Origin of the sequence: Robiginitalea aestuariiviva, from assembly GCF_029537735.1 — a bacterium.
Taxonomy (GTDB): domain Bacteria; phylum Bacteroidota; class Bacteroidia; order Flavobacteriales; family Flavobacteriaceae; genus Robiginitalea; species Robiginitalea aestuariiviva.
The window spans coordinates 331,840-344,360 of sequence record NZ_JARPUQ010000001.1 but is presented as its reverse complement, the minus strand read 5'-3'; the positions used below and the strand labels follow the sequence as shown (position 1 = coordinate 344,360).

Annotated in this window: 11 protein-coding genes; 5 read left to right on the top strand and 6 right to left on the bottom strand. The window is 56.8% G+C overall.

The window, feature by feature from the left end; translation table 11 throughout:
• Window positions 1-37 precede the first annotated feature (37 nt).
• Both OZ410_RS01580 and tsaB read left to right on the top strand, forming a co-directional pair.
• On the top strand, window positions 38-1,378 hold the full coding sequence (locus OZ410_RS01580; protein ID WP_277706155.1) for a TolC family protein: 1,341 nt from the start codon (window positions 38-40) through the stop codon (window positions 1,376-1,378).
• Between the two features lie 70 nt (window positions 1,379-1,448).
• A complete protein-coding gene (gene tsaB / locus OZ410_RS01575) occupies window positions 1,449-2,120 on the top strand; it encodes a tRNA (adenosine(37)-N6)-threonylcarbamoyltransferase complex dimerization subunit type 1 TsaB (RefSeq protein WP_277706154.1) in 672 nt (223 codons plus the stop codon).
• Here the strand turns inward: tsaB and OZ410_RS01570 are convergent.
• The 5 genes from OZ410_RS01570 to OZ410_RS01550 form a co-directional block, all read right to left on the bottom strand.
• Window positions 2,117-2,797, bottom strand: coding sequence for a hypothetical protein (locus tag OZ410_RS01570; RefSeq protein ID WP_277706153.1), 681 nt, complete (start codon window positions 2,795-2,797; stop codon window positions 2,117-2,119). The two genes, tsaB and OZ410_RS01570, sit on opposite strands and share 4 nt — an antisense overlap.
• A gap of 48 nt (window positions 2,798-2,845) precedes the next feature.
• Entirely contained in the window at window positions 2,846-3,694 is an 849-nt protein-coding gene (locus tag OZ410_RS01565; RefSeq protein WP_277706152.1) for a mechanosensitive ion channel family protein, read from the bottom strand.
• 69 nt (window positions 3,695-3,763) lie between these two features.
• Window positions 3,764-5,785, bottom strand: coding sequence for a thioredoxin domain-containing protein (locus OZ410_RS01560; RefSeq protein WP_277706151.1), 2,022 nt, complete (start codon window positions 5,783-5,785; stop codon window positions 3,764-3,766).
• 70 nt (window positions 5,786-5,855) lie between these two features.
• Window positions 5,856-6,056: a dodecin family protein gene (locus OZ410_RS01555; RefSeq protein WP_088340497.1), complete on the bottom strand. Its 201-nt coding sequence runs from the start codon at window positions 6,054-6,056 to the stop codon at window positions 5,856-5,858.
• A 71-nt stretch (window positions 6,057-6,127) separates the two neighbouring features.
• The gene (locus tag OZ410_RS01550; RefSeq protein WP_277706150.1) at window positions 6,128-7,030 is read right to left on the bottom strand and encodes a NifU family protein; all 903 of its coding nucleotides are present in this window, start codon (window positions 7,028-7,030) and stop codon (window positions 6,128-6,130) included.
• Between the two features lie 122 nt (window positions 7,031-7,152).
• On the opposite strand from OZ410_RS01550, the gene OZ410_RS01545 reads away from it, so the two are divergent.
• Window positions 7,153-8,175, top strand: coding sequence for a PorP/SprF family type IX secretion system membrane protein (locus OZ410_RS01545; RefSeq protein ID WP_277706149.1), 1,023 nt, complete (start codon window positions 7,153-7,155; stop codon window positions 8,173-8,175).
• 81 nt (window positions 8,176-8,256) lie between these two features.
• On the opposite strand, the gene OZ410_RS01540 is transcribed toward OZ410_RS01545, so the two are convergent.
• Window positions 8,257-9,384, bottom strand: coding sequence for a vWA domain-containing protein (locus OZ410_RS01540; protein WP_277706148.1), 1,128 nt, complete (start codon window positions 9,382-9,384; stop codon window positions 8,257-8,259).
• Between the two features lie 208 nt (window positions 9,385-9,592).
• On the opposite strand from OZ410_RS01540, the gene OZ410_RS01535 reads away from it, so the two are divergent.
• Complete coding sequence (locus OZ410_RS01535) at window positions 9,593-11,785, top strand: tetratricopeptide repeat protein (protein WP_277706147.1); 2,193 nt, start codon at window positions 9,593-9,595, stop codon at window positions 11,783-11,785.
• A 3-nt stretch (window positions 11,786-11,788) separates the two neighbouring features.
• A complete protein-coding gene (locus OZ410_RS01530) occupies window positions 11,789-12,517 on the top strand; it encodes a LytR/AlgR family response regulator transcription factor (RefSeq protein ID WP_277706146.1) in 729 nt (242 codons plus the stop codon).
• Window positions 12,518-12,521 lie beyond the last annotated feature (4 nt).

The following is a 12,521-nucleotide window of genomic DNA, read 5'->3' as shown; positions in this document are numbered from 1 at the left end:
CCAGCCAAAACGACTTGAATTCATCAAAAAACGCATCATGAAATTTCGAATACTACTTGCTGTAAACCTGCTGGCCATAGCCTCCCTGGGGGCCCAGGTACGCCAATGGACCCTGGAGGAATGTGTGGCCTACGCCGTGGAGAACAACCTGACCATCCAGCAAATGGAACTGGACTTTGAGAGCATTTTGCTGGACGAGTCCGATGCGGTCAATGCGCTGCTCCCGGACCTGAATGCCCAGTTGCGTACCGGCGGTAACACGGGTCTGACCTTCGACCCCACCACCAATGCCCCGGTAACGACTACCATTATCACGGCCACGGGGAACGCTACCTCCACCATGAACCTCTTTGACGGGTTGCGCAATGTGTACCGCATACAACGTGCCCGTATTAATGTGCTGGCCAACCAGTACCGCATCGACAACCTGAAGGACGATATCCGCATCAATGTGGCCACGGCCTTTTTACAGATCCTTTCCAATAAGGAGACCCTGAAGGCCCTGGAGGCCCAGTACCTGGTTACCCAGCAGGATCTGCAACGGACCGAGCAACAGGTGGAAGCCGGCGTACTGCCCCGGGGCGACCTGTTGGAGGTGCAGGCCACGGCGGCCGGGCAGGAGCAGCAAATTGTCAATGCCCGCAACCAGGTGATGCTCTCGCGTATTTCCCTGGCCCAGCTGTTGCAGATTACCGATTATGACAATTTTGATGTGGTGACCGTGGATTACGACATCCCTGCTTCGGATATCCTGCAATACAGCCCTAAGGTCATTTTCGACAAGGCGGTAGGCTTCCGCAACGACATCAAACTCTCCGAAACCGGGGTGGATCTGGCCCAGAAAGACCTGCAGATTGCCAAGGGGGCTTACTTCCCTACGTTGGGGGCCTTCTTTAACTACAACACCCGGTACTCCGACCAGACCCGCGACCCGCTTACCGGGGGTGAGGTTAGTTTTGCGGACCAGCTGTGGCTTAACGACGGGATCTCCTACGGGGCCCAGGTGAACATCCCCATCTTTAATGGCTTTGCCACCCGCAATAATGTAAAGCGCCGGCAGATCGATGTTAAAAAGGCCGAGATCCAGCTGGAACAGGACAAACTCGCTCTGGAATCTACCATCAATACGGTTTATGCGGACGTATCCAATGCCGCCACTACGTATGAGTCTGCCCAGAAAACCCTTGAAGCCCGGCGTACCGCCTACGACTATGCCAAAGAGCGCTACGAGGTAGGGCTGATGAATGCCTTCGACTTCGGACAGGCCCAGGCGCGGCTGGACAGTGCCCAGGCCGAGGTGATCCGCTCCAAATACGCCTACATTTTCCGGATCAAAGTGTTGGAATTCTACTTCGGACTGCCCATTTCTATAAACTAGGCCGGGGTTTACCCCGTAAAAGAACAAACCCGCCTGTGCATTGCCAAGGCGGGTTTTTTATCTTTGCGCCATGGCCTGCATCCTCAATATTGAAACCGCATCCACGAACTGTTCGGTGGCCCTTTTCCAGGGGGAGGCATTGATCGCCCTGAGGGAAGACCGCACCGATGCGTATACCCACGGGGAGGAGTTACACAGCTTTATTGCGGCCGTTTTGGCCGAAGCGGGCCTGGGCCCGGAAGGGCTGGATGCAGTGGCCGTAGGGAAAGGCCCGGGTTCTTATACCGGGTTGCGCATTGGGGTTTCGGCAGCCAAGGGCCTCTGTTTTGCTCAGGACATCCCCCTGATTGCCCTCTCCACCCTGGAAATTATGGCCCGGGGGCTGGAGGTTAAAGAGGGGATCTTGGTTCCCATGCTGGATGCGCGCCGCATGGAGGTATACAGCGCCATCTTCAATGCGGACGGTCAACCCTTGCGGGAAACCCGGGCAGAGGTGTTGTCGGCAGATTCGTTTGCCCAGTACCGGGACCAACCTGCCATCCACCTGCTGGGCAGCGGGGCCGCCAAAACCGCGGAAGTCCTGCCGGATCCCGTTTTTGTTCGGCACCCGGACATATTACCGGATGCCCGCTTTATGGGGCCTATGGCCTATGAGCGGTTTAGGGCCGGGGCGTTTGAGGATGTGGCCTACTTTGAGCCCTTTTACCTCAAGGACTTTATTCCCGGGGTACGGAAAAATTAAGGCAGGGCTTCCAGGGTATTGAAGTACCGGACCAGGGCTACGGCATCAGCCAGCTTGCGCAGGTTCAGGTCGTTCTCCCGAATATAGGTTACCAATTCCCCCCTGTGGGCTTCCAGGTGATCCAGTAAATCCCTTTTGGTCAGTTTAACTTCTACCATGGGGGCCCCGTCTATGCGCAGGTAATAGGTAGAGGCATCAAAGTACTCCGGGTCCCGGGCATCTTCATAGCCGTGCTCCGGCATTTTGGGTTTGCGAAAATGCTTTAGCGGCCGCTGGTACAGCACTACCTTTTCCCCGGGGTTAAGCGGGTTAAAGAAGGCGCGGAAGACTTCGTCCTTCATGCGGTACGGGTGCACCTCGTAATGGAGGCCATCCAGCACTACATGGATGTTTTCCCTTCTCAGCAGGGACCTGGACTTGCCGTCGGCCATGTATTCCATGTCTCCGGTAAAGGCGTTAAAGCGCATCAGTTTTTCCTCCTCCAGGGTGCCCTTGGCGTTGTCAATGGTAATGGTCCCTTTTTTATAGACCTCATCTACGTACGGACTGCCGTTTACCGGGAGTTCGTATTCCACAATGTGGAGCATGCCGTGGTGGCGCATCTCCTTGTTGCCGTTGTATTGTGCCCCCGCCCAGGCACACATGAGTAGGGCCAGGGGTAGAATTCCTCTTTTCATCTGCTTCATTTTAACCTATAAGATACTACATTTCAAGGACATGGGCAATTATTTCCCGGCGGGTTGGGCCATGTGGATCTGCCGCTGCGGAAAGGGAATCTCAATGCCTGCGGCATCAAAGCGCGCTTTCAGCGTTTCGAGTACCTGGAAATGCGCCCCCCAGAAATCTTCATTTTTCGCCCAGAATCGCAGGCTCAGTTCTACGGCACTATCGGCCAGATTACCTACGTAGACCTCAGGGGCGGGTTCTGTCAGGATTCGTGCGTCTTCGCTGCAGATCTCCAGCAGGATTTCCTTGGCTTTGCGGATATCGGAGCTGTAACCAATGCCCACGTCAATCTTATCGCGCCGGGTTTGCTCGGCATTGTAGTTTACGATGTTTTCATTGGAGAGTTTCCCGTTGGGCAGGATGGCCACCTGATTGCCAAAGGTGTTGAGCTTGGTGGTGAAGATGGAAATTTCCTTAACGGTGCCGTCAATACCCTGGGCGGAAATAAAATCGCCCACCCGGAACGGTTTGAAAATCAGGATCAGCACCCCGCCTGCAAAATTGGAGAGGGAACCCTGCAGGGCCAGGCCCACGGCCAGGCCGGCCGCACCCACCATGGCTACCAGGGAAGAGGATTTTACGCCCAATTGGGTGATGACCAGCACAAAGAGGAGCAGTTTCAGGCCTATGCGGATAAAGCTTTGCAGGAAGGTTTCCAGGGCTTCGTCATAATCCTTTTTCTGGAAAAAGCGGTGCACCCATTTGTTGATGATGCGGATCAGCCACAGCCCCACCACCAGGATAATGGCGGCGGTAATCAGGTGGGGCAGAAAGGCCCAGAACCAATCCAGGAAATCGTCCACGTAATTTTGGGATTCGTCTATTTGTGCTTTAAACTGGTCGAACATAAAAGTGTATGGTTTTTTAAACGATAACAAAATTACATACAAAGCCCAAAAATAGCGGGTTAAAAATCGTTAAGATACGGCCTGGATGGCCCCTTCAAGGGTAGTTTCAGGTTGCTGGCAGGCCCCACCCTGGCAGAGGTAGGCCCGGGTTTTTCCGGGGCGGTACCGCTCCCGGAACAGGGGTAGGTCAGAGGCTTCTTCGCACCCGGCCAGAAATACCTGGGGGAGGTACTGCAACCCGATTTCCGCCACCCAGCCTAAGGCTTCAGGGCCGCAAATAGCCAGTTCCCGGAAGGGGGCTTCCCGTTTCAGGGCCAGCCGCAGCCAGTTGGCGTGTTGCCCGCTGTATCGCTCCATAGACGGCCCGATGGCTGCAAGCATTTCTGCCGCCCGTCGGATCTGCCCGGCATTTCCGTAGAAGTGCCCCAGCACAAAGAGGTTTTCTGCCATAATGGAGTTGGAGGCGGGAATCACATTGTCTGCTACCTCCAGGGTGCGCCGGATCAGGGGGGCGTCCTGCCCGGAATTGAAATAGAAAAGGGCCTGTCCGGATTCGCTGAAGTGGGTTTCCACATAGGCAGCCAGGTTCCTGGCCCGCTCCATCCAATGTGGGTTTCCGGTAATCCCGAAAAGCCGGATAAAGCCTTCGGCAACCGCGGCGTAATCTTCCAGAAATCCGTTGCCCTTCGGGTGGCCTTCAGACACGCCGTGGGGCAGGCGGCCCTCGGTGTCCATTTGCCCGCTCAGGAAAGTCCCCAGCTCCAGGGCTGCGGTACGTGCGCCTTCCAATTGGCCATAGCGCCATGTATCACAAAGGCCGCTCAGCAGCAGCCCGTTCCAGGAGAGCAGTACCTTGTGGTCCAGTCGGGGTGCCGGTCGCTCTTCCCTCCGGGCCAGCAGGACTTTGCGGCAGCGCTCCAGCCAGGTTTGAAAGACATCGGAATCCATTCCCAGGCTTTCTGCGTCGGCCCCGGTGCGCATCAGCACGTAATATCCGTCTTCCCAGTGCCCCTCGGCCCCCAGGTGGAAGACCCGCTCAAAGAGGGCATAATCCCCGCCCAGCACTTCCTGTAATTCGTCTAAGCGCCACCGGTAGAAGGCCCCTTCAGTCAGGCGACCCTCCGGGTCTTCGCTGTCCGCATCCAGGGAGGCGTAATATCCGCCTTCCGGCGCCTTGAGGGAGGCCTGTACAAATTCCAGGGTGCCGGCCACCACCTCCCGGTAATAGGGATCGCCGTAGCGGGCGTAGGCCTCGCTGTAGAGCGTCATAAGTTGGGCGTTATCGTATAGCATTTTCTCGAAGTGGGGTACATGCCAGCGGGCATCCACCGAATAGCGGGAAAACCCGCCACCCAACTGGTCGTACAGACCGCCCCGGGCCATCCGGGTGAGGGAACGCCTCAGGTGGGCTTCCACCGCCGGGTCCGGATGCAGGTGGTCCCAGTGGAGCAGGCAGCGCAGGGTTACGGGCATCATAAATTTCGGGGCGCCGCGAGATCCTCCATATTCGGGATCAAACCGGCCTTTCCACCCCTCAATCCATTGTGCCAGGACATCCGTGTTTGGCAGTTGCGCACCCGGGTCCGGGAGGGGCACATTGATCTTGTGTACGGCATCCGTAAGGTCTGCGGCATAGCCCACCACCTTCTCAGGCTGGTCCCGGAACAGGCGATGCAACTGCACCAGGGCGCTGATCCACTGCTCCCGGGGCAGGTAAGTAGCGCCCCAGAAGGGCCTTCCATCCGGCAGGGCCACCACGTTCAGGGGCCAGCCCCCGGAACCCGTCATAATCTGCAGGGCATCCATGTAGATCTGGTCCACATCCGGCCGTTCTTCCCGGTCTACCTTCACCGGGATAAAATGGGCGTTCATGACCTCGGCTACTTCGTTTTCTTCAAAGCACTCCCGTTCCATGACATGGCACCAGTGGCAGGCGGCATAGCCTATACTGATCAGCAGGGGTTTGTTTTCGGCCCGAGCCTTTGCCAGGGTTTCCTCATTCCAGGGGAGCCATTGTACCGGGTTGTAGGCATGTTGCAGCAGATAGGGGCTGCTTTCCCGGATCAGGGCATTGGGGGTGTGGGGTTCCATAGGAGGGTTCTGTTGGGGGGTAAAAAAAGCGCCCCCGACGGGGCGCTTCCGATATTGGGAACAAGGGGCGTTATTTCACTTCGAAAGTGATCTTAACGTTCACCCGGTACTGATCGATCTTGCCGTCTTTTACCGTGGCGCTTTGTTCGTTGATGTAGACACTGCGGATGTGTTCTACGGATCTGGAGGCTTGTGCCAGCGCCTTTTGCGCGGCATCTTCCCAGCTCTTGTCTGAATTGGCCAGGACTTCAATAACTTTTAATACTGCCATATTGCATAGATGTTAATGGTTCAGCATTAAGTTACGAAATCCGGGGTTAAATCACAAGCGCTTCGGGGGCATTACCCATTAATGGCCACCACTTCGGATACCTTGTCGCCCATCATGTTCTGCAGCATGCTCTGTATGCCGTTTTTCAGGGTGAAGGTAGAAGAGGGGCACCCGCTGCAGGCACCCTGCAGCACCACGTGAACGCGCCGGGTTTCCGGTTCGTAGGATTGGAAAACGATATTGCCCCCGTCGCTGGCTACGGCGGGTTTCACATACTCTTCCAGAATCCCCACAATCTCGCGCGAGGTTTCGTCCAGATTCGGGTCTTCCGCGGGCCCTGCCTGGGCCGCATGGGCTGTTTCCTGTAAGGCCGCCTCGGAGATTACCTCCCCGCCCTGGGCCAGGTATTCCCGGATAAACTCCCGGAGTTCCATGCTAACCGCATCCCACTCCGCCACCTCGTATTTGGTTACCGAGATATAGTTCAGGTCCATAAATACCTCCTTTACAAAGGGAAATTCAAAGAGTTTACGGGCCAGGGGGGAGGGGGCGGCCTGGTCGATGTCCTTGAATTCAAAAACCCCGGGAACCAGCTTCTTGTTGGCTACAAACTTCATCACCCCCGGGTTGGGCGTGACCTCCGCATAGACGGTTACGGGCAGGCGCGAGGGCTTTTCGGGTTCATTCACCACAGGCTCTCCGGCATTGAGGTATTCCACCAGTTGCTGGGCCACGGCATCCTTAACGTCTTCCCACTGCACAATGTCAAAGCGCTCCATGGCAATGAAGTTGCCGGAGATGTATACCGTTTTGATGAAAGGCAGGTAAAAGAGCTGCCGGGCCAGGGGTGAATCCTTGGCCTCGTCGATGTTGCCGTATTCATAATTGCCCTGGTGCACCAGGGGCTGGTTGGCCTCGAACTTCAGGATGGCCGGGTTATTCGTTGTCTTGACGGTGATCACGTATTCGCTCATAGCATGGGTTTTGCTGTACAAAAATACGGCATTTTAGGTGGATGCACAGGGATAATAATATAGGGGTTCTCCCGTTATACACTATATTTAGGCCCATAACGATACCGCCCCACACCTGCCGCATGAAGCGATTCCCGAATTTCCTTTACCTGCTTGTCTGGCTCCCGTTTTTCGGGGCCGCCCAGGAGGGCATCCCGGTGTATTTCGACTACCTGTCGGACAACTATTACCTGGTGCACCCGTCCATGGCGGGCATCGGGGAGGGCGGCAAGATCCGGCTCACGGCCCGCAAGCAGTGGTTTAGCGTGGAGGAGGCTCCCAATATGCAGACCCTCAATGCGCACTACCGCATACCCCAGACCCGCAGCGGGCTTGGGGTGATCCTCTTCAATGACGCCAATGGCTACCATGCCCAGACCGGCATGAAGTTTACCTATGCCCACCACCTGCCCTTCGGGGACGATATCCGTATCCTGAACCAGCTCAGTTTCGGGCTAAGCCCGACTATTCTGCAGAGCAGCCTGGACGAGACCGAATTCCGTTCCGTGGTCCCCGACCCTGCCGTTACCGGTTCGCGCATTAGCGCCACCTATTTCAATGTGGACCTGGGGATGTCCTATTCCTATATGGAATTCTATGCCCATGCTACCATCCTGAACTTGCTGGAAAGCCGCAGGGAACTGTACCGCATCGGGCGGGCAGACCCTAATAACGTACCTGTGATCGACAACCTGAGGCGCTACCTTTTCTCGGTAGGCTACATTTTCGGAAAAAGCAGCCTTCGCCTGGAACCCTCGGTGCTGTTGCAGATGACGGAGTTTACACGGGAGAAGACCATAGACGTAAACGCCAAGGTCTATAAGGACACCGGTTTCGGGACCCTTTGGGGCGGGCTTTCCTACCGCCGGAGTTTTGACGGGGCCCAGTACCTAACCGGGGGTGAGTTCGGGGAGCAACGCCTACAATTGTTTACCCCCATTATCGGGGTGAACGTGAACCGTTTTATGTTCTCCTATAACTACTCCTACCAGTCCGGGGATATACGCCTGGATAATGGCGGTTTCCACCAGATCACCCTGGGGTACGATTTTGGCCCGACCCGGGAAAACCGCTACGACTGCTTCTGCCCGGCTGCCAACTATTAAAGGAAAACTTTTAAATGAAAAGCCCGGCCTGCGGTTCCCCGCAACCCGGACTTCTCTCCAACGACACCATCCAGCTTTGTTTTATCGGATCCAATGAAAATTCTTGGCCCCGGCCTGTTTTTTTACCGCCTCCAGTAAGGCTTGCTGCAGGGTAGGGGATTTTTCCCCGCCCTGGGCCTTCAGGAAGGCCTCCCGGTCGGCATTGGCCTGGCGGATGGCCTCCTGGATTTGCTGGCGCTGCGACAATTGTTTTTCCAGCAGGGCCTTCAGGGCTTTGGGCTGCAGGTGCCGGAGCGAATCCGGGAGCTGGTCGGCTTCCAGGCGTTCCAGGTCTACCTTTTCCTGGGCATAGGCATCCACCAGGTCCCAGCTGCTGTTCTGATAATAACCGGAGCTCTTGCTTACCGCACGTGCCACCATGACCCCTTCCTCCATTTCCATGGCATTCACGTCCTGTACGGCCTGGGCGCGCTTCTTTTCGGCGCCCCGGCTCCCATACCCGATATAGGTTTGGTTCAAGCCCCGGTTGAGGCGGATAATGACTTCGTCGTAAGGGGTAGGGACGTGTACGATAGCCTGGTTGTGGTCTATGGCGGTGTATTGCCCGCCCCCCAGATGGGCCCCGTCCGCCCAGAGGGTGCGGATACCCAGCTGGTAGTCCCCGCAAAAAATGGTATTGACCACCACGTCCCGTTCCCGGGCCTGTTCCAGGACCGACGGATAGGGGGTGCGGCCCTGGTTAAAAGGTTCGTTTCCGGCAATGAAGACCATTTTCAGGTCTTCGGCCTTCCGGCTCCATTGCAATTGCTGCATGGCGGTCCCGATGACCTGCCCGCAATACTCTTCCCCGCCCCGGGTCTGGAGGGAAAACAATTTGGCCGAGACCTCATCCAGGTCGTTGCTGAAGGGCAGTACCTGCCGGATGTAGCCTTCGCCAGCGCTCAGGTTGTCATTGCCGTATTCATAGAGGGCAATTTCCAGGCGGGGGGTCCGATCCGTGCCGCAGCGGACGTAGGTGAATTCATTGACCAGATCCCAGAGCGTGGCCTTGGCCTGGTTGATCAGGCCATCCATGGAGTTGCTGGTATCCAGCAACAGGGCAATCTGGATCTTACTGGATTCGGGTGCCTCTGCATGCGGGGCGGTTGCAGGGAAGAGGACCTGCCCCCCAAGGGTCAGCATCAGGGCCAGGGTGAGGGATCGTATCATAGCGTTTTTTTTAGATTATACCGCCAACTTAAGGTGGGCTCTAGCGAAAAAAAACCCGGAATGAGGCAACGGCCCTGATGGATTAGCCTGCCGCCCCCCTCTGTTAGCCAACCCGTCAGAATAGCCCGGAAAATGGCCGTTTCGGGCGGCAGGGCGTTTTTTAATATGAGGGAAATGGACTATGTTTATCGGAAGTAAACCCGCTGGCATGCCCCTGAGATACCTCCTTCTGTTACCCTTCCTGATGCTCGGTTGCAGCCTGTGGGCGCAGGACCCGGTTATGCGGGAAGAATTCGACCTGAAGGGGCGGGTGGTGTCCGAGGCCTCAGAAACCCCCATCCCCGGAATTGAGGTGGGTACGGACCGGGGTCCGGTAGTGCGCACCGATGCCCTGGGGGAATTCCGCATTCGCGCGGCCGAGGGGGATGTGCTGATTGTCCGCGGGCCCGACATCCAGACCGTGCGTTACCGCATCCGCAGCCGGGACGATATCAAGATCGTGGTGCAGGGGGATCCTGAACCGGAAGCCTTTAGCAGCAGCAAGAACCAACCCGGGTGGTCCCAGCGGCACCGGCAGCTGCTCGATTCGGCCAATTACTATAAACGGACGGACATCCGGAAAAGCCTGGACTTTATTACCCAATCCATCGAAATCCTGGGCGATCGCAGCAGCCGCAGGGAACTGGCCCGCTCCCTGACTACCCTGGGCGAGGTATACCAGTACCACCGCCAGTACGACCTGGCTATCTCCAACTACCGGGAAGCCCTGGATACTTTTGAAACCTTCCAGACCCTTTTATTGCTGGGTAAAGCCTATGTGTTGAGCGGGGCCCACGACCAGGCCATAACCCTGCTGGAGCGGGAGGTGGGCCGTACCGGCCTGGTGCCCTATCAGCGGCTGGAGCTCTACGAAACCCTGGGCGATGCCTACCGCGGGCAGGGTAAGACGGCCCCGGCCGTATCCTATTACCAGCAGGCCCTGGCCATTGCCGAAAAGAACCAGATTGCCCCCAAGGTCCCGGATTTGAATTCCAAGATTGCCGATGCCTATGATGCTGCAGATCGCACCCTGGAAGCCGAGGCCTACTACGATAACTCCCTGAGGGAAGCCGCCAGCCAGAACCCGGTACGGGCCGTACAGGAAAGCGAGAAGGTGGCGGATTTCTACAGCAAGCGCAGCCGCTACCCCGAGGAAATTGCCCTGCGGAAGGAAAGCCTGGAAAAGCTCAAAGCGCTGGACCTGCCCGTAGAGCAGTTGCAGGGCGACTCCGACTCCATTACCACCCAGGGCCTGAATTATAAGATCGGGCGTGCCTACATTGCCCAGGCCCGGTACGAAGAAGCCATCCCCTTCCTCTCCGAAAGCATGAAGGAGGCCAACACCCAGGGCGACCTGGTGGTGCAAAAGGATGCCACCCGGAAGCTTTCCGAGCTTTACCGCAACCGGGGCGACTTTGAAAAAGCCCTGGATTTTTACCAGCAATACGTGGCCCTGGTAGATACCCTCTACATCCGCAAGGAACAGGAACTGGCCCGGGCCGCCCGCTTTACCCGCGAGCTTAGCAGCCGGCAGAACCGCATCAGTTCCCTGGAGCAGGAACGGCAGTTAAGCCAGAGCAAATACGACCTGGCCCTGGCCGAACAACGCCTGACCCGCGAGATCAACAAACGGCAGAAATTCATTATCTATTCCCTGGTTTTCGGGATCCTGCTTACCGGGCTGGCGGCCTTTTTCTACTACCGCAGCAACCGGCAAAAGGAACTGGCCAACCACCTGTTGGCCCTGAAGGGGTTGCGCACCCAGATGAACCCGCATTTTATCTTTAACGCCCTGAATTCGGTAAACCATTACATAGCGCGAAACGACGAACGCAGCGCCAACCGCTACCTGAGCGATTTTTCCCTGCTGATGCGCACCGTCCTGGAAAATTCCGAAAAGGACTTTATCCCCTTAAGCGAAGAGCTGGAACTGCTGGAGCTTTACCTGAAGCTGGAGCATACCCGCTTCCCGGATAAATTCGACTACCGTATTGCCGTAGACCCGGAAGTAGACCCGGATACTTTTACCATCCCGCCCATGCTCCTGCAACCCTACCTGGAGAATGCCGTTTGGCACGGACTGCGGTATAAGGCAGAAAAGGGTTTGCTGGAACTGGAGGTGAAGCCCCTTTCGCAAGGGGTGCTGCAGGTCAGTATTACGGACGACGGGGTGGGGCGAAAACGCTCCGCGGCCCTGAAGACTAAAAACCAGAAAAAACAGAAATCCAAAGGGATGGGCAATATCCGCAGGCGGATCGAGATCCTCAACCGCATGTACGGCGACCGCATTACCGTTTCGGTCTATGATGGGAAACCGGACGGCAGCGGGACCCGGGTGGTGCTTATCCTGAGAAAGAAATAGCCTATGGAATTACGCGCAGTACTGATTGACGACGAGGCCCAAAGCCGGGAAATCCTCCGGAATTACCTGGAGAAATACTGCCCGGAAGTAGCAGTAAAAGGGGAGGCTGCCGATGTGACCCAGGGAGTGGCCGTGATCCGCGAGCAACAGCCGGACCTGGTTTTCCTGGATGTGGAAATGCCCTTTGGCAATGCCTTCGACCTGCTGGAACAACTCCCGGACCGGGCCTTCGAGACCATCTTTGTAACGGCCTACCAGCAATACGCCATGGAGGCCCTGAACAGCCATGCGGCTTACTACCTGATGAAGCCCATTTCCATTGACGCCCTGGTAGCCGCCGTAGAGTATGTGCGGGAAATCAAGGGCAAGGAAGACCGCCTGCACGACCGGGTACTGAAGGGGGTACAACGGGTAGAAGGCAAGATTACCCTGCCCCAGCAGGATGGGTTCGAGGTGCTGGACGTCTCGGATATTCACTATTGCAAGGCGGACGACAACTATACCGAAATCCACCTGGAAAAACGACGGATTGTGGTGAGTAAAACCCTGAAGTACTTTGAGGAAGCCCTGCAGGAATACCCCTTTGTGCGGGTGCACAAAAGCTACATCGTGAATGTGGGCGAGGTGGTGCGCTACCGCAGGGGTAAGGGCGGGAGCGTGGTACTGGCCAGCGGCAAGGAAATCCTGGTAGCCCCCTCCCGTAAAAAACAACTCCTCAGTTATTTTGAATAAACCC

Bases quoted from the DNA above. Each gene is read 5' to 3' on its own strand.
- OZ410_RS01580 (WP_277706155.1), top strand. From the start codon at position 38: ATGAAATTTCGAATACTACTTGCTGTAAACCTGCTGGCCATAGCCTCC.
- tsaB (WP_277706154.1), top strand. From the start codon at position 1,449: ATGGCCTGCATCCTCAATATTGAAACCGCATCCACGAACTGTTCGGTG.
- OZ410_RS01570 (WP_277706153.1), bottom strand. From the start codon at position 2,797: ATGAAAAGAGGAATTCTACCCCTGGCCCTACTCATGTGTGCCTGGGCG.
- OZ410_RS01565 (WP_277706152.1), bottom strand. From the start codon at position 3,694: ATGTTCGACCAGTTTAAAGCACAAATAGACGAATCCCAAAATTACGTG.
- OZ410_RS01560 (WP_277706151.1), bottom strand. From the start codon at position 5,785: ATGGAACCCCACACCCCCAATGCCCTGATCCGGGAAAGCAGCCCCTAT.
- OZ410_RS01555 (WP_088340497.1), bottom strand. From the start codon at position 6,056: ATGGCAGTATTAAAAGTTATTGAAGTCCTGGCCAATTCAGACAAGAGC.
- OZ410_RS01550 (WP_277706150.1), bottom strand. From the start codon at position 7,030: ATGAGCGAATACGTGATCACCGTCAAGACAACGAATAACCCGGCCATC.
- OZ410_RS01545 (WP_277706149.1), top strand. From the start codon at position 7,153: ATGAAGCGATTCCCGAATTTCCTTTACCTGCTTGTCTGGCTCCCGTTT.
- OZ410_RS01540 (WP_277706148.1), bottom strand. From the start codon at position 9,384: ATGATACGATCCCTCACCCTGGCCCTGATGCTGACCCTTGGGGGGCAG.
- OZ410_RS01535 (WP_277706147.1), top strand. From the start codon at position 9,593: ATGCCCCTGAGATACCTCCTTCTGTTACCCTTCCTGATGCTCGGTTGC.
- OZ410_RS01530 (WP_277706146.1), top strand. From the start codon at position 11,789: ATGGAATTACGCGCAGTACTGATTGACGACGAGGCCCAAAGCCGGGAA.